The organism is Rhizobium gallicum bv. gallicum R602sp (assembly GCF_000816845.1).
Taxonomy (GTDB): Bacteria; Pseudomonadota; Alphaproteobacteria; order Rhizobiales; family Rhizobiaceae; genus Rhizobium; species Rhizobium gallicum.
Map to the genome: position 1 here is coordinate 408,234 of NZ_CP006877.1, position 16,708 is coordinate 424,941.

The 16,708-nt window shown below is 60.5% G+C and carries 16 protein-coding genes; 6 read left to right on the forward strand and 10 right to left on the reverse strand.

The window, feature by feature from the left end:
• Positions 1-79: 79 nt before the first annotated feature.
• Together RGR602_RS02065 and mutS are read right to left on the reverse strand one after the other, a co-directional pair.
• Entirely contained in the window at positions 80-355 is a 276-nt protein-coding gene (locus tag RGR602_RS02065; protein WP_039843725.1) for a hypothetical protein, read from the reverse strand.
• A gap of 9 nt (positions 356-364) precedes the next feature.
• Entirely contained in the window at positions 365-3,091 is a 2,727-nt protein-coding gene (gene mutS / locus RGR602_RS02070; RefSeq protein WP_039843726.1) for a DNA mismatch repair protein MutS, read from the reverse strand.
• A gap of 111 nt (positions 3,092-3,202) precedes the next feature.
• On the opposite strand from mutS, the gene RGR602_RS02075 reads away from it, so the two are divergent.
• The gene (locus RGR602_RS02075; RefSeq protein WP_039843727.1) at positions 3,203-5,485 is read left to right on the forward strand and encodes an NADP-dependent malic enzyme; all 2,283 of its coding nucleotides are present in this window, start codon (positions 3,203-3,205) and stop codon (positions 5,483-5,485) included.
• Positions 5,486-5,748: 263 nt separating this feature from the next.
• On the opposite strand, the gene RGR602_RS02080 is transcribed toward RGR602_RS02075, so the two are convergent.
• From RGR602_RS02080 to RGR602_RS02100, 5 genes are all read right to left on the reverse strand, one after another.
• A complete protein-coding gene (locus tag RGR602_RS02080; RefSeq protein WP_170250177.1) occupies positions 5,749-6,627 on the reverse strand; it encodes a GNAT family N-acetyltransferase in 879 nt (292 codons plus the stop codon).
• 99 nt (positions 6,628-6,726) lie between these two features.
• Positions 6,727-8,961, reverse strand: a complete 2,235-nt coding sequence (locus RGR602_RS02085; RefSeq protein ID WP_039843729.1) for a hybrid sensor histidine kinase/response regulator — start codon at positions 8,959-8,961, stop codon at positions 6,727-6,729.
• 55 nt (positions 8,962-9,016) lie between these two features.
• Positions 9,017-9,520: a signal peptidase II gene (lspA, locus tag RGR602_RS02090; RefSeq protein ID WP_039843730.1), complete on the reverse strand. Its 504-nt coding sequence runs from the start codon at positions 9,518-9,520 to the stop codon at positions 9,017-9,019.
• Positions 9,517-10,377: a TrmH family RNA methyltransferase gene (locus RGR602_RS02095; RefSeq protein WP_039843731.1), complete on the reverse strand. Its 861-nt coding sequence runs from the start codon at positions 10,375-10,377 to the stop codon at positions 9,517-9,519. The genes lspA and RGR602_RS02095 overlap by 4 nt, the downstream gene beginning before the upstream one ends.
• Complete coding sequence (locus RGR602_RS02100; RefSeq protein WP_039843732.1) at positions 10,374-11,471, reverse strand: class I SAM-dependent rRNA methyltransferase; 1,098 nt, start codon at positions 11,469-11,471, stop codon at positions 10,374-10,376. Before RGR602_RS02100 ends, RGR602_RS02095 begins: the two co-directional genes overlap by 4 nt.
• 116 nt (positions 11,472-11,587) lie before the next feature.
• On the opposite strand from RGR602_RS02100, the gene RGR602_RS02105 reads away from it, so the two are divergent.
• Together RGR602_RS02105 and RGR602_RS02110 are read left to right on the forward strand one after the other, a co-directional pair.
• Entirely contained in the window at positions 11,588-12,040 is a 453-nt protein-coding gene (locus RGR602_RS02105) for an SRPBCC family protein (protein WP_039843733.1), read from the forward strand.
• Between the two features lie 44 nt (positions 12,041-12,084).
• Positions 12,085-12,519 (forward strand): GNAT family N-acetyltransferase, encoded by a 435-nt coding sequence (locus tag RGR602_RS02110; RefSeq protein WP_039843734.1) that lies wholly within the window; start codon positions 12,085-12,087, stop codon positions 12,517-12,519.
• A gap of 7 nt (positions 12,520-12,526) precedes the next feature.
• Here the strand turns inward: RGR602_RS02110 and RGR602_RS02115 are convergent, their stop codons facing one another.
• The 3 genes from RGR602_RS02115 to sppA form a co-directional block, all read right to left on the reverse strand.
• Positions 12,527-12,859 (reverse strand): LapA family protein, encoded by a 333-nt coding sequence (locus RGR602_RS02115; RefSeq protein ID WP_039843735.1) that lies wholly within the window; start codon positions 12,857-12,859, stop codon positions 12,527-12,529.
• Positions 12,860-12,970: 111 nt separating this feature from the next.
• Positions 12,971-13,270: an integration host factor subunit beta gene (locus tag RGR602_RS02120; RefSeq protein ID WP_039843736.1), complete on the reverse strand. Its 300-nt coding sequence runs from the start codon at positions 13,268-13,270 to the stop codon at positions 12,971-12,973.
• A gap of 29 nt (positions 13,271-13,299) precedes the next feature.
• Entirely contained in the window at positions 13,300-14,250 is a 951-nt protein-coding gene (sppA, locus tag RGR602_RS02125; protein WP_039846592.1) for a signal peptide peptidase SppA, read from the reverse strand.
• Between the two features lie 219 nt (positions 14,251-14,469).
• On the opposite strand from sppA, the gene lptC reads away from it, so the two are divergent.
• The 3 genes from lptC to lptB are packed head-to-tail and all read left to right on the forward strand — an operon-like array spanning position 14,470 to position 16,583.
• Positions 14,470-15,135: an LPS export ABC transporter periplasmic protein LptC gene (gene lptC / locus RGR602_RS02130; RefSeq protein WP_039843737.1), complete on the forward strand. Its 666-nt coding sequence runs from the start codon at positions 14,470-14,472 to the stop codon at positions 15,133-15,135.
• Positions 15,136-15,149: 14 nt separating this feature from the next.
• Positions 15,150-15,755, forward strand: a complete 606-nt coding sequence (locus RGR602_RS02135; protein ID WP_039843738.1) for an LptA/OstA family protein — start codon at positions 15,150-15,152, stop codon at positions 15,753-15,755.
• A 39-nt stretch (positions 15,756-15,794) separates the two neighbouring features.
• Complete coding sequence (gene lptB, locus RGR602_RS02140) at positions 15,795-16,583, forward strand: LPS export ABC transporter ATP-binding protein (protein WP_039843739.1); 789 nt, start codon at positions 15,795-15,797, stop codon at positions 16,581-16,583.
• Positions 16,584-16,708 lie beyond the last annotated feature (125 nt).

Genomic DNA, 16,708 nt, shown 5'->3' on the forward strand with positions numbered 1-16,708 from the left:
GGGCCTTCATACTGCAAGAACCCTTAATTTTGGCGAAAAGGTGGTTGCCTTCCACTTGCGGAGGCGAAGACGAACAGCTTTAAGCCGCGCCTTGCATATTCACCGAATAAAGGACTTTGCGCGCCTCGCTGGTAATCTCCTCCAGCGTCGGCCTGTCGCATTCGCGGTAGCCCGCTTTGGCAATGGCCGCCGCAAGGTCGCAGATGATGGCGCAGGATTGAGTGATTTCGAGCAGGCCGACTGGCGAGTTCCAGCTGCGCGGATTACCGTGCTCGTCGGCGTTACGCAGCGCTTCGAGCACGGTGAACATATCGGCGAGGCGCTGTGTTTCACGGACAAGGCTGCGCATGAACATTTAGGCTTCCTACTTCAACTGCTTCTTGAGACCGTAAAGCGCCTCGAGCGCCTCGCGCGGCGTCATGTCGTCGAGGCTCATTCCCTTCAACGCTTCCTCGATCTTGGACGGTCCTCGATTGGCATCCTCGCGCCGAACCGCGACTTGAAACAGCGGCAGATCGTCGATCAGTTGGCTTGCCGGGTTCTTGCGGTCGGCATCTTCCAGGCGCGTCAGCACGTCGCGGGCGCGTGCGACGACAGACGCTGGCAGGCCGGCGAGCCTGGCCACCTGGATGCCATACGAACGGTCCGCCGCACCCGGTCCCACTTCGTGCAGGAAGATGACGTCGCCGTCCCATTCCTTGACGCGCATGGTGGCGTTGGATAGTCGCGCAAGCTTTTCCGACAGCACCGTCAGTTCGTGGAAATGCGTGGCGAAGAGACCGCGGCATCGGTTTGCCTCATGCAGATGTTCCACGGCCGCCCAGGCAATCGAAAGGCCGTCGAAGGTCGCAGTGCCGCGGCCGATCTCATCGAGGATGACGAGAGAGCGGTCGGTCGCCTGGTTGAGGATCGCGGCTGTCTCGACCATCTCGACCATGAAGGTCGAGCGCCCTCGTGCCAGGTCGTCCGAGGCGCCGACGCGGGAGAAGAGGCGGTCGACGATGCCGATGTGAGCGGAGGTCGCGGGCACGAAGGAGCCCATCTGCGCCAGGATAGCGATCAACGCGTTCTGGCGCAGGAATGTCGACTTACCGCCCATATTCGGACCGGTCAGCAGCCAGATCGCCCCATCTTTGCCGTCCGCCACAGGCGAGAGATCGCAATTATTGGCAACAAACGGACCCGAGGACTGACGCCGCAGCGCCTGTTCGACAACGGGATGGCGCCCGCCTTCGATTGTGAACATTTTCGAGGCATCGACGAGCGGGCGGCAATAGGCCTGTTCCTCCGCCAAAAGCGCAAGGGCGGCAGCAACGTCGATGATGGCAAGCGCTCGGGCGCCGGCCTTGATCGCCTCGGCTTCAGCGACGACGGCGGCCGTCATCCGGTCGAAGGCTTCGAGCTCGATCTGCAACGCGCGGTCCGCCGCGTTTGCGATCCGGCTTTCCAGGTCGGCAAGCTCGGTCGTCGTAAAGCGCATGGCATTCGCCATCGTCTGGCGATGGATGAAGCGGGCTTTGGCCTCCGGCGCATCCGTCATCGGCCCGGCATTGCCGGCCGTCACTTCGATGAAATAGCCGAGGATATTGTTGTGCTTGATCTTCAAAGACCTGATGCCGGTCTCGTCGGCATACTGGAGCTGCAATCCGGCGATCACCCGGCGCGACTGATCGCGAAGCGCCCGCACTTCATCGAGATCGGCATTGGCGCCGTCCCGCAGGAAGCCCCCGTCGCGCTTCAACAGCGGCAGTTCGTCGGCGAGCATCTCCGCAAGCAGAGATTGGAGAGCTGTAGGCAAGGCCTGCAACCCGGAAAGGGCCGCATCGAGTTCTTGCGGCAAAAGCGCATTGCCGAGCAGCTTTGCAAGATCGGAAGCAGCGCCAAGTCCTTGCCGGATCGCCCAGAGATCGCGCGGGCCGCCGCGGTCGAGCGCAAGGCGGGAGAGTGCGCGTGGCATGTCCGGCACGTGCTTCAGCGCGTCGCGCAGGTCGCCGCAAAGCCTGGGCTCCTCGATCAGGAAACCGATCGAATCCAGCCGCTCGTTGATGCGGGCGGGATCGGTCAGCGGGGACATCAGCCGTTCTGCGAGAAGGCGGGCTCCTCCACCGGTGACCGTCCGGTCGATTGCTTTCAGCAGTGAGCCGTTGCGGTCGCCGGACAGCGTGCGGGCGAGCTCCAGATTGGCGCGGGTCGCGGGATCTATGAAGAGCGTCGAGGCGCCGCTCTCGCGCTCCGGTTTGCCAAGCGCCGGGCGTTCGGCGATCTGTGTCTTCTCGACATAGGCAACAGCCGCCGCCGCTGCCGCAAGCTCGGCGCGGGAGAAAGTGCCGAATCCGTCGAGCGTCGAAACGCCGAAATAGCGCGCGATGCGGTTTTCTGCTGTCGCACTGTCGAAAAGCACGGAGGGCTGTGGCACGGCCGTGCGGCCAAGCACGTCGAAGACCGGCTTCAGCTCGGGATCGTGAAACATCGTATCCGGCAGGATCAGTTCGCGGGGATCGATGCGCAAGATGTCGGCAAGCAGCCGTGATGTCTCAGTTTCGGCCAGCCGGAAGACGCCGGTAGAGATGTCGATCCAGGCCAGCGCCATCAGCGGTTCGGACGCGCCTCTCACCCGGGTAAGCGCCATTAGATAGTTCGATTCAGAGGGTGATAGCAGCTTTTCTTCGGTGATGGTTCCCGGCGTGACAAGGCGGATGACGTCGCGTTTGACGACGGATTTCGAGCCCCGCTTCCTCGCCTCCGCCGGGTCTTCCACCTGTTCGCAGACGGCGACCCGGAAGCCCAGTCCAATCAGCTTCTGCAGGTAATCGTCTGCCGCATGCACGGGAACGCCGCACATCGGGATATCTTGCCCCATGTGCTGACCGCGCTTCGTGAGCGTAATGCCGAGCGCACGCGAGGCTTCCAGGGCGTCTTCGAAGAACAATTCGTAGAAATCGCCCATTCGATAGAAGAGCAGCGAGTCGGGATTGTTCGCCTTGATCTCGATGAATTGCTCCATCATCGGCGTGGCCGAGGCACGGCTTTCCTCCGTGGATAGCTCGGCAGCCGAAAAGGCTTCGTTCCTGGCGTCTATTCGTTGGTTCACGGAGTAGCAATTTTCCAAAAAAACAGGTGCCAACCCTAGCCGCCCGCCGCTATAGATGACAACCGCCATTGAGGAAGAGCAAGGCGTCACCCACAGGACGTTGGAGGAAGAATGCCCGATATCGAAAAGAAGCCGCAGCCGGTGACGTCCGTTACCGACAATGAAGCGCTCGAGTTTCATGCCATGGGGCGGCCCGGGAAGCTGGAAATCAACCCGACGAAACCGATGGCGACGCAGCGTGATCTGTCGCTGGCCTATTCGCCGGGCGTCGCGGTGCCGGTAAAGGCCATCGCCGCCGATCCGGGCACTGCCTACGACTACACAACGCGCGGCAATATGGTGGCTGTCATCTCCAACGGCACAGCAATTTTGGGCCTCGGCAACCTCGGCGCCTTGGCATCCAAGCCGGTGATGGAAGGCAAATCCGTCCTCTTCAAGCGCTTTGCCGATGTCGATTCCATCGACCTTGAGGTCGACACGGAAAACGTCGACGAGTTCATCAACTGTGTGCGTTTCCTTGGCCCGTCTTTCGGCGGCATCAATCTGGAGGACATCAAAGCGCCAGACTGCTTCATCATCGAGCAGCGTCTGCGCGAGCTGATGGATATTCCGGTCTTTCACGACGACCAGCACGGCACGGCGATCATTGCAACGGCCGGCCTCATCAATGCCTTGGAGCTGACGGGACGTGACCTGAAGACGACGAAACTCGTCTGCAACGGCGCAGGAGCTGCCGCCATCGCCTGTGTCGAGCTCATCAAGTCGATGGGTTTTACGCCTGAAAACATCACCCTTGTCGACACCAAGGGCGTAATCTATCAGGGCCGCACCGAGGGCATGAACCAGTGGAAATCGGCACACGCGGTAAAGACAAAGGCCCGCACGCTGGCCGATGCGATGAAGGGTGCCGACGTCGTGTTCGGTCTGTCGCAGAAGGGTGCCTTTTCGGAAGAGATGATTCGTTCGATGGCCGACCGGCCGATCATCTTTGCGATGGCAAACCCCGATCCGGAAATCACGCCGGAGGAAGTCGCGCGCATCCGCGATGATGCCATTATGGCGACAGGGCGATCGGACTACCCGAATCAGGTGAATAACGTTCTCGGCTTTCCCTATATCTTCCGCGGCGCGCTCGACGTGCGGGCAACCACGATCAACGACGCGATGAAGATTGCCGCCGTCAAGGCGCTTGCCAATCTGGCCCGCGAGGATGTACCCGATGACGTCGTTGCCGCTTATCAGGGCAACCGCCCCCGCTTTGGCGCGCAATATATCATTCCTGTGCCCTTCGATCCGCGCCTCATTTCGGCAATCCCGGCTGCCGTGGCGCAGGCTGCGATCGAAACTGGCGTTGCCCGCAAGGTGATCACCGACATGGACGGCTATCGCCGCGAGCTATCGGCAAGGCGTGATCCGATCGCTTCGACGCTTGCGAGCCTCTACGAGCGGGTTCGGCGCCGTCCGAAACGGATGGTTTTTGCCGAGGCGGAAGAAGAGCAGGTCATGCGCGCGGCGATGTCTTATGCCAACCAGCAGCTCGGCACGGCAATCCTTCTTGGCCGCGAAGATCTGATCAGGGCGACGGCGGAGCGGGCCGGGATCGACCTCAACCGGCCGGGCCTCGAGATCGTCAATGCACGCATCTCGACCCGCATTGAGGCTTACACCGACTACCTCTATGCCCGGCTGCAGCGGAAAGGCTATCTGCACCGCGATGCACAGCGCCTGATCCACAACGATCGTAATCATTTCGCCGCGACGATGGTGGCGCTTGGCGATGCAGATGGCATGGTGACCGGCATCACGCGCAATTATTCGACGGCGCTGGAGGACGTGCGGCGCTGCATCGACGAGAAGCCGGGCCACCGTGTCATCGGCGTGTCGCTGGTGATTGTCCGCGGCCGCGCGGTCTTTGTCGCAGATACCGCGGTTCACGATATGCCTACTGCCGAGGAGCTGGCCGATATCGCCGAAGAAGCGGCAGGCCTTGCGCGCCGCATGGGCTATCAGCCGCGCGTTGCCCTGCTCGCCTATTCCACCTTCGGTCATCCTTCGGGCGAACGTTCCGAGCGCGTGCGCGAAGCCGTGAAGATCCTTGACAAGCGCCGCGTCGATTTCGAGTATGATGGCGAAATGGCAGCCGACGTGGCGCTGAACCGAAAGGTGATGGAGCAGTACCCGTTCTGCCGCTTGTCGGCTCCCGCCAACGTGCTGGTCATGCCGGCCTTCCACTCCGCTTCGATCTCGACGAAGATGCTGCAGGAACTCGGTGGCTCGACGGTCATCGGCCCGATCCTTGTCGGCCTCGACAAAGCCGTTCAGATCACCTCGATGGGCGCCAAGGACTCCGACATCGTCAACATGGCGGCGATCGCGGCTTATTCGGCGGGCTAGCAGTCAGGCGCAAGCGCTTCATCTGCCTGCCAGTCCCTTTTTCCCGCCGGAAAGAAGGGACTGGCGGCGCTGCTTGTGCGTCTCTTGAATTTCGCCGAGGGGATGCGGCGAATCTCCCCTTCGCCCCCCAATGGGAAAGAAGGCCGGAGGGGTCGGATGAGGCGGCGGCACGGCAGGACATCAGAGATAGCGCGTGGCTCGCTACCATCTGCTTCAGCCGGACGAATTACCTGTTTGCGCTGCAAAGTCGATCTTCTGGAAGATCAGCTCGCGAAACGGCCGGCGTCAGCGCCGTAGTAATTCAAATAGCGATCCGAGATGCTCGCGATCGGCAGCACGATCAGCACGTCCGTCGTATTGAACGCATGGTCCACCACCGCGGTGGAGCCGACCATGGCGCCGAGGCGAAGGTAGCCTTTGATCAGCGGCGGAAGGGCCATCAGCGCCTTCTTCGGGTTGACGGCCTCCTTCGGCATCAGATCCATGCTGCGCGCTTGGCCGGGCAGAGCGCCGACCGCCCATTCGCCCTTGGCAAGGACCGTGTGGTGCAGGAAGGAAAGTGCCAGCGCGTGGCTCTCCGGATGCACACCCGGGAAGGAGGCGCAGCCGAACATGGCGCTCATGCCGTGCTTCAAGGCATAGGCCCAATTGCCCTGCCAGAGAAGTTCGACCGTGCGCTTCGTGCGGTATTCCGGCAGCACGCAGGAGCGGCCGAGCTCCATGAAGCGCTTGTCTGGATGACGCGCGAGAAGCTCGTCGATCGCGAATTCGGAAGCCGAGTAAAAACCGCCATTTACCATCGCCACGTCCTGGCGCAGCAGGCGGTAGGTTCCGACGATCTGGTCTTCGCTATCACCTTCGATCGAGCGGTCGAGGACGAGAAGGTGATCGCAGAATGCATCGTAAGCGTCGAAGTCGCGTTCGCGGCGCATGGCCTCTGGCGGAAGCTGCGCCTGCATTTCCTGAACGAAAACGCGGTAGCGCACATGCTGCGCAGCATCGATCTCGCGAGCAGTGCGGGCAAGGCGGGTCTCCAGGTTGCCGATGCGGCCCAAGACGTCGCCTTCCTTCGGCGCGACGGCTGCTGCAGGCCGGGAAACCTCCGGCGTTGTGTCGCGATTAAGGATGTCGATGGACATGATGATTCTCCCGTTGCCGGCTCATGGCGTGTCATAAAACACTTCTGTACGACAGGAAAGTGACATGGATTTTACGGAAAAACGACGCCTATGTCACGCTGCTCAGAGCGCTTCGGCTCGGCGGGCGGAAAGGGCTGCGACGGCATGGACTTCCGTCAGTAGCCGGATTGGGTCGACAGGTTTCAGCATCACGCGGTTTGCACCGGCAAGCAGGACCTGGCGGCGCGACTCGTCGCGTTTGTCGGCAGTCAGCACGATGACCGGCACCGCAACGAGCTGCAGCCGCCGTTCGTGACCGCGCAGCCGGCCAATCATTTCAACACCTTCGCCGCCCGGCATCGTGAGATCGCTGATGATGATGTCGGGGCGCATGCTGCCTTCGGCAAGTGCGCAATCCAGCAACGTCTCGAAGTCTTCGACATGGTGAACCTTATGTCCGCCCTTCTCCAGCACAGCGCGGACAAGCATCGCGTTGATCGGGTCGTCTTCTCCCAGAAGGATATTCATCCCGCCTGGTATATTCGCTTCGGGAATGGCGGCGGTAAAGCCCGGCTGGTTGTCGTTCAGCGCATCGCGCTTTTCCATGCCGCGCATGCGTCCGCGAAGCACGTCGATCAGCGACTGTTCGCGAAGAGGCCGAATAAGCCAGGCATCGAAGAGATCAAGCGGATGGGCGTTGCGCTCTTCCGGATTGACGAGCAGGGTCTTGCGCAGGCCAAGCGCGGCAATTTCGGCGCGGTCGGCAAGATGCTCCGTAAACTGCGCGGACATGCGATGATCGACGATGATATCCGTCGGGCGATGGTCAATGCCGGCAATGTGGAGAAGCGTCTCCCGGGCTTTTTCGCCGTCGGCCACCAGATGGCAATCGCCGCCGAGAGCGACGATGGTCTCGGCGATTGCGGCGCGGGCTGCACCGGCCGGGGCAAGAAGCACGACGATATTGCCGGAAAGGAGCGATTTGCGGCTGCCGCGAGCCTCTAGCGGAATGTTTGCAGGAAAGCGAATCGTGAATTCGCTGCCCTTGCCCTTTTCGCCGGAAACCGTCAGAGAACCGCCGAACTCGCGCATGATGCGGGCGGAGATGGTGAGCCCGAGCCCGGTGCCGCCGCTTTTTTCCGTCATGCTTCCTCCCTGTTCGAATTCGCCGAAGATTCGGGCGTGCTCCTCCGCTGTCATCCCTGGGCCGGTGTCCGTCACCGTTATCATGAGGTCGTCGTCGCGCAAGGATACGCGGATGAAGACGCCGCCCACCTGGGTGAACTTCACCGCATTGCCGATGACGTTGAAAAGCACCTGACGCAGCCGCGCCGGATCGAAACTCATGAATTCCGGCACGTCGGAAGAGACCGTCGCACCGATCTCGATGCCCTTTTCGTGGGCACGGTGTGCCAGCATTTCGACGACGCTTTCCAGCAGCTGGCGCAGCGATTCGGTGCGCGGACGAAGCTGGAAGCGGCCGACTTCGATTGTGGAGAAATCGAGGAGGTCTTCGACGAGTTGGGCGAGCGCATGGCCTGACTGGCGAATGCCGTCGATATAGTTCTGCTGCTCCTGGGTCATCTGCGCCTGGCTAAGCAGATGAGTCATCCCGAGAATGCCTGATAGTGGCGTTCGGATTTCATGGCTGACGGTCGCAAGCAAGCGGGATTTGGCTGCACTGTTGTACTCGGCCTTTTGGCGTGCCTCCTCGCGCGCCTGCGCTGCAAGGCGCTCGGCGGTCACGTCACGGGCGACGCTCTGGAGCAGCAGACGGCCATTCGACGGATCGCGGGTGACGACGTCATGCCAGGCGAAGATGCGCTGGCCTTCCGGCGTCGAGATCTCGACATCGAAGCGATATGGCTCGGCGCCAGGGCGGAAGGCGATGCCCAGTTGTTCGCAAGTCTGTCCCTCCGGCTTCAGCCGGCCCGTCAGGCGGCGAAAAGTGGCATTGGCGCCGATGATCCGCCGGTCAATGGTACGGGTAACGGTGATGTCGCCGAGGGCGTCATGAACATTGGCGAAAAGTTCGGCAGCATCGCATGCCTGCGGCTGGTTGCCGGTCCGCTGGCGCAGCTTCATCAGCAATACATGACCGAGAAGTGCTGCGGCAAGGATTGCAAGGCCGGCGGAAAGTAGCAAAGGTCCGCCCGCTTGCCCGAGTGCAAGGAATGCGGCCGCAGCAAAGAGGCCAAGGCCGCCGAGCCAGTAAAAGAGCAGGGTGCGCAGCGGATGCTTTTGCTTTGCTGCCGGCGCCAGCGGCACAATCTCGTCCGCCGGCCGCAGGTCATGCGGCTTGGCGGCCGCGCCGAATGCGGCGGCGAGACGTTCCTGCAATTGAGCCAGACTGTGCATAATTGCTGGCTAGCATACGCGCCGTTCCGAATGCCTTCAGGAAAAGCCTAAGATTTTAGCTTTCCGTCTTTTTCGGCTGCAAAAGCTCATCGAGAATGACGCAACCGGCGCCCACCGTGATGAAGCTGTCGGCGAGATTGAAGACGGCGAAGGACCAACTTTCGGTGTGGAAGAGAATGTAGTCGATGACGTGGCCGTAGAGGAAACGGTCGATCAAATTGCCGAGCGCACCGGCAATGATCAGCGCAAATCCGCTGTGTGCTATCCAGCGGTCCTTCGAGGTGCGATGCCAGAGCCAGATGACGAAGGCCACGATGACGATCCGCATGCCGACGATGAACCAGCCGTCCATGCCCGACAGCATCGAAAAGGCGACGCCGAGATTGTAAGTGCGGTAGAGCGCCAGCATCGGGATCATCGGCACGGCTTCCTGCAATGGCAGATAGCGATCGACTGCGATCTTGACGATCTGGTCGATAGCGACCGCGACGAGAATGAAGATCAGGATTGGCAGCGGGCGCGACAGAAGCGCCGGACGGTCAAGCGTCTTTTCGGTCATTTGCCCTCGGAAAGCGAAAGGAGGTGGCGCCGCGCTTCGAAAAGCATCACGGCACTTGCAACGGCGAGATTGAGGGAGTCCGCACGACCCTGCTGCGGGATGCGTGCAAGTGCGTCGGCTTCCTTGGCCAACTGGTCCGGCAGCCCGGACTGCTCGTTGCCCATGAGGAGAACGACCGGCCTCTTCTTGTAATCGATCGTGCGGTAATCGACCGAACCTGCAAGGTGCGTGGCGACGACGGCCACGCCGGCAGATTTCTTCCAGCCGATGAATTCCTCCGGCGTTGCCTTGGCAACGGGCACGGCGAACACGGAGCCCATCGTGGCGCGCACCGTTTCAAGGGAGAAGGGGTCGGTCGTTTCCCCGACGAGGATGACGCCGGAGGCGCCTGCGGCATCCGCCGTGCGGATGATTGTGCCGAGATTACCGGGATCGCGTACCCGATCGAGCGCGATCCAGGTCTCTCCGTCTTTCGGACGGATGTCCTTCAGCGGCTTCCAGCGGCTTTCGAAAATGCCGACCACCATCTGCGGGTTGTCACGCCGCGTGATCGAGGAAATGATCTTTTCGCTGACTTCGAGGACCAGGCCGCCGGAGGCCACGGTTTTCGCCGCCATCTGCTCGACCAGCGGCTTGCCCTTGGCCGCCTTGGCATAGACCAGCGTGCGGATCGCCCAGCCGAGCTCGATCGCGTCGATGACCAGCTTCAGGCCCTCGGCCATGAAGGTGCCGCTCTCTTCGCGCGACTTCTTGTTGGTCAGCGCCTTGATGTCCTTGATGATCGGATTGGCGAGCGACGTGACCTCTTTCATATGTCCCACCTTGTGGGGGCCATGGCCCCGATGTTCATGGCTCATTTCGGCACCCAGCGGGAGAAGAGGGAGGTCGATAGCGCGCGGCCCCGCGTCTTGCCGTCAAGGCCCGCCTCGCGGATCACGAGCTCGCCGGATTCGACCACACCGCCTGCGCCGCGCATCGTCTCGCGCATCAATTCGTGCATCGAATAGAAGCTTGCACGGATCGAATAGGCAGTCAGCACCAGCCCAAGCGCCTGAGGCGACAGGATCTCGCGGCAGACATCGAGCATCAATGGCAGGTGTTCGAAGAGATGCCAGACTTCGCCGTTCGGGCCACGGCCGAATTTCGGCGGATCGGTAAGGATGATGTCATAGGTATTGCCGCGGCGCTCCTCACGGAGGATGAACTTCATCGCGTCTTCGCAGATCCAGCGGATCGGCAGTTTCTCCAAGCGGCCGAGCGCCTGATTTTCACGCGCCCAACCGATTGCCTTCTTGGAGGCGTCGACATGGGTGACTTCCGCACCGGCCTGCGCCGCGACCAACGTCGCGACACCTGTATAGCCGAAAAGATTTAGGACCTTCAGCGGACGGCCGGCAGCCTCGACCTGCTCTTTCATCCAGCTCCAGTGGACGATCTGTTCCGGAAACACGCCGACATGGCGGAAAGAGGTAAAGCGCCCATAAAAATCGACGCCCAGAAGATTGAGCGGCCAGGCCTCGCCGAGCGCCTCCTTCGGAAATCGCCAGCGGCCGGTGCCTTCCTCGTCCGTATCGCCGGTAAAGATCGCATCGACCTTTTCCCAGGCATGAGATGCCAGCGACGGCTGCCAGAGCGCCTGACCCTCGGGACGGACGATGCGATAGGGGCCATATTGTTCGAGCTTCAGGCCGGTACCGCTGTCGATGAGGTGAAAGTCGCCTGCGCCGAGGGATTCCAGAATGACAGGAACGCGCTCATGAGGACGCTCGCCCGTGCGCTCCTTTAGCGGCCGCTCGCTTGCAGCAGGCGCAGTCGCCTCTCGCACGGTCTCGCGCGCGGCCACAGGTTTGACCGCTTTTGGCGGGTGGCTCGAGCGTTCGTCATTGTGGCGATTGCCGGGGGAGCCGGCAGATTGCGCCTTATGGCCCGGCCGGCGCTCTTTCTGTCTCAACGTGATTTCCGCGTCTCAAGTTTGATAGAGCCCGTGCAAATAGCATCCCCAGTCACCTTGGCAAAGTGCTTTCCCGCTGTGATAAGTTTAGAGAATTGAAACGGGAGGATTTCGATATGGACATGACCGGCGAGGAACGCATCAATGCGTCGCGCGATGCGGTGTGGGTAGCCTTGAACGATCCAGAAGTCTTGAAGCGATGCATCCCCGGCTGTCAAAGCCTTGAGATGAGGTCGCCAACCGAGCTTACGGCGGTCGTCAAGGTCAAGATCGGACCGGTCTCGGCGACCTTCAACGGTGAGGTGACCCTGACAAATGTCAACGCGCCGCAGAGCTATACGATTTCGGGTGAGGGCAAGGGCGGCGTTGCAGGCTTTGCCAAGGGCGGGGCCGACGTCACCTTGAGGGCGGAAGGTGCAGAGACAGTGCTGCAATATGCCGCAAAGGCACAGGTCGGCGGCAAGCTTGCCCAGCTTGGAGCGCGTCTGGTGAATTCGACATCGCAAAAGCTTGCGCAGCAATTCTTTGCAGATTTCAATGCTGTCGTCAGCGAAAAGGCCGCGGAATAGTCTATTGGCTTGGCACAGTCTTTGGCCTCTTCTAAATCGCATCCATGAATTACACAGTCAGAAATTCCCGCCCTTCGGACAATGGGCAGCTCGGCGACATTTATCTCAACGAGCGCAGGCAGACCTTCACCTGGGTCGATCCCGGCAAGTTCAGCCATGAGGATTTTCTCGCCCATTCGCAGGGTGAAATTGTCTGGATTGCCGAAGCGCCTGATGGCGAGATCGCCGGTTTCATGACGCTATGGGCCGCAGATGATTTCATCCACATGCTCTACATCCGCAAGGAATGGCAGGGCAGGGGCGTCGGTACAGCGCTGCTGAAGGCTCTGCCGGAGTGGCCGCGCCGTAAATACCGGTTGAAGTGCCTGATCAACAACAGAAACGCCAAGACATTCTATGCCGGCCGCGGTTTCGTGGTCACCGGTAGCGGCACGTCGGCTGAAGGCGACTACGAGGAACTGAGCTTTATTCCTGCCTGACGGTCGATCAGCGGGCCGGCAATTGACCGGCGATCTCTTCGGCGCGGGTCTTGTGCCGGTCCGCTTCGCTGTGCCAGCGAACGGCCTCCTTCGCCTCGATTTTCGCGCGCTTGCGGTGTTTGCCCTGTGTGAGCCATGTGGCGGCCGATCCGATCAGCATGCCGACAATCAGCGCGATGAAGATGAAAACGAAGAACGGCGCAGCAACCGCGAGAACCTGATCTTCGGGCCGGAAGGGGTTGAATGCCAGCGTCACGCTCTGCCGGTTGGCAACGCAGAAGGTGATGAGAATGATGCCGAGCGGCAACAAAATCAAAAGGTTGATGATCTTCTTCGCCATCCGTGGCCTCCGCGCGTGGTTGCGCCGCTTCGATACGGCGCATGACTGCTCACGAAAATAGAATGGTACGCGCGAGGTTCAAGCGCGATTTCGACGCAGTCCGGATGAAGTTCAATCGTCGTGGTCGGCCTGGCCGGGGTTCAGCCGTTCGCGCAACTCCTTGCCGGTCTTGAAGAAGGGCACCCACTTCTCCTCGACGAATACGGTGTCGCCGGTGCGCGGATTGCGACCGGAGCGCGAAGGGCGGTTCTTGACGGAAAATGCACCGAAGCCGCGAAGCTCGACGCGGTTGCCCGCTGCGAGCGCATCGGTGATCTCGTCGAGAACCGCGTTGACGATATTCTCGACATCCCGGTGATAAAGATGCGGGTTGCGCGCGGCAACGATCTGCACCAATTCCGACTTGATCACGGTCGCCCCCTTAAATTATTGATTTCTTATCAATCGCGGCCAACCTGCCAAACTGAAACGAGCCCGTCAAGGAGCAACTTTTGTGGCAGAATGCCCTCGATGTCCTGGCTCTTCACGAGATCGCCATAGCCGAACAGAACTGCGAGCTTCGAAACAGCCCCTGCGAGAAGAAAAGGCGTATTGCTCTTCTTGTCCCAATCCACGACCGGAAGATCCTTGCCGACGTCCCTCCCGGCGAGATAGTCCCGGATTTCCGTGTCGCCGCCGACCCGGTCGATGAGCTTGGCCTTCGCCGCTTGGCGGCCGGTGAAAATCGTGCCGTCGGCGAGCTTCAGCACCTCGTCGCGCGGCAGCTTGCGGCGGTCGACAACCAAGTCGACGAACCAGGCGTAGCTGTCCATGACCATATTGTTGATCATGGTTTTGGCTTCCTCACTGGCAGCATGGAAAGGCGATGGCTCTGCCTTCAGCGGCGACGACTTGATCTCCTGCAGCGAGACGCCGAGCTTGTCGAGCAGCGGTTGGATCTGCGGATACTGAAAGATCACGCCGATCGATCCGGTGAGCGAACTTTCTCCGGCAATGATCGTATCGCCCGCGGCAGCAATCATATAGCCCGCGGAAGCGGCAAGCGTCCGGATATCGGAGACGACGGGCTTCTTCGCCGCAATCGCCCGGATCGCTTTGAATATTTTTTCGCCGCCAAAGGTCGTGCCGCCCGGCGAAGAAATGGAGACGATGACGCCTTTGACGCGGTCGTTTTCTTCGATCTTCTTCAGCCTCTCGAGCAACTCGTCGTCGTCGGTTATGAGCCCGGAAATTGTCACATGGGCGATGTGCGGCCGCTGCGTGGCGATGTCGCCTGCGACGAATTGGTAAAGAGCAAAGCCGAGCGCGACCAAGAGCACCACCGCCGCAATACGCCAGAAGCCGAGTTTGCGGCGAAGCCTGCGGCGATCCGCGATCGTCGAACTGTCCATAAGGTCCTCCAGAGCCGGCGCGCCGGCTTCATGCAACATGGCATCAGATAAGGCGGCATTCCTTCTTCGGAAATGCCGATTTACCTCGTTTTCATGCCTTATTTGCTAGTTGCAGAAAAAAATCCATATTGGCAAGCTAGTGTAATAATGCGAAACGATCTGTGATCGGTCGATGTAGTCCCTATATAGGGTTGCCGATCAACAGACACGGACATGTTAATGCTCAACACATTGAACAGCAGCGGGAAGCCTGCCTTTGCCAGGCCTGGAGGGAGCGCCTATGCGGCTGCCCTGTTCCATTCTGCACGTGTCCGCCGCCTGAAGATATTGCTGCCTGTCGCTGCCGTCATCATTTCGCTTGCCTTCATTGCAGTCTCGATGGTCCGGGCTTACCTGCCCGAGAATCTCAAGATCGAGGGTGCCAAGATCGAAAACGGCAAGATCGTCATGGAAAAGCCGGCGATCGCCGGGCGCAATGCCGACGGCATCAACTATTCGATGCTTGCTGAGCGCGCGTTGCAAGACATCAAGAATCCGAACCTTATCACGCTCGAAACGATCAAGGCTGCGGTGCCGGTCAACGATGATCTGATCGCCCGCGTTGAGGCTGCCACGGCCGATTATGACCGATCCACGGACAACCTTGCGCTGAGGGACCCGTTCACGATTTTGCTGAGCAACGGTCTGACGGCGAAATTCCAATCTGCCAAGCTCGATATCAAGGGCGGCAAGATGACGACAGATGATCCTATCGAGATTCAAAAAGACGGCGCTTCGATTGTTGCGCAGTCGCTCAAGATGACGGATAAGGGGCGCGTGATCACATTCGAGGGGAATGTTCGCATGAATGTCGATCCATCCGTCATCCGTAAACAGGGCACCTAACAGCCGGGTCACTCATGACAATAGATTGTCACTTTTCACTTCGTAAGTCTGGCATAACACTTGGCGGCAGCGCCCTGGGGCTTTTACTGATGGCAGGGGCGGCCTTTGCGCAGGCGACGACCAGCCAGATGGATGGCCTGAAGCTCGACAGCAATCAACCGATCCAGATCGAAAGCGACAAGCTCGAGATTCACGATCAGGACCACAAGGCCGACTTCACCGGCAATGTGAAGGTCGTTCAGGGGAAGACGACCCTGCAGGCCGGTCACATGACGGTCTTTTACAAGGCACAGGGCGGCGACGCCCAACCCAACGGCGCAAAGGCCGACGCCGGAGCGGCGTCCATCTCATCGGGCAATGCCGACATCGACCGTATCATCGTCACCGATAAGGTTTTCCTGAGTTCCGGCACGCAGACAGCGACCGCCGACAACGGCTCCTTCGACATGGCCCAACAGCTCTTCGTCCTGAAGGGTGAAAAGGTTGTGCTGTCGGATGGGCCGAACGTCTTCACGGGCTGCCAGCTTACGGTTCATATGCAGACCGGACAGGCGCAACTGGATAGCTGCGGGGGGCGCGTCCAGATTCAGCTTGATCCGAAATCCCAGAAAAAGAACTGAGACCGGCCGCCCGACGTGAAATTATTCTCGCTTTCAACCATGTTCGGCCGGGCCGGGCCGCAATCTGCCGCGGACTCTGCCGCCGGCGGAGACAAAAGCCGTTACCACGGCACGCTGATTGCACGCGGCCTGACGAAGACCTATAGCACGCGGCGTGTCGTCAATGGCGTTTCGCTGGTTGTCAGGCGCGGCGAAGCTGTCGGCCTTCTGGGTCCAAACGGTGCCGGCAAGACGACCTGTTTTTACATGATCACCGGCCTCGTGCCGGTGGACGAAGGCACAATCGAGATCGACGGCAACGACGTAACGACGATGCCGATGTATCGCCGGTCGCGCCTCGGCGTCGGATACCTGCCGCAAGAGGCCTCGATCTTCCGCGGCCTGACGGTCGAAGAGAATATCCGCGCCGTGCTCGAAGTGCACGAGAAGGACAAGACCGAGCGGGAAAAGAAGCTCGATGAGCTTCTGGAGGAATTCCATATCTCCAAGCTGCGAAAATCGGCGGCGGTCGCATTGTCGGGCGGTGAGCGCCGGCGTCTGGAAATCGCTCGCGCGCTCGCAACCGATCCGACCTTCATGCTGCTTGACGAGCCATTTGCGGGCGTCGATCCGATTTCGGTCGCTGACATCCAGAACCTCGTCCACCATCTGACTGCGCGCGGCATCGGCGTTTTGATCACCGATCACAATGTGCGCGAGACGCTCGGCCTCATCGATCGGGCCTATATCATCCATGCCGGCGAAGTGCTGACGCATGGGCGCGCGAACGACATCGTCAACAATCCGGAAGTGCGACGGCTCTATCTTGGCGATAAATTCAGCCTTTGATAGGATCGAAGGCGACGGAAATTCACCTTCCTGTCATACTTGCGCTTGACCAAATAGAATAAAAAAGCAATTTTTGGGCCAAGTTGGATTTCCGCGGCCCGAACTCTGCTCGATCGCGGTTTCCC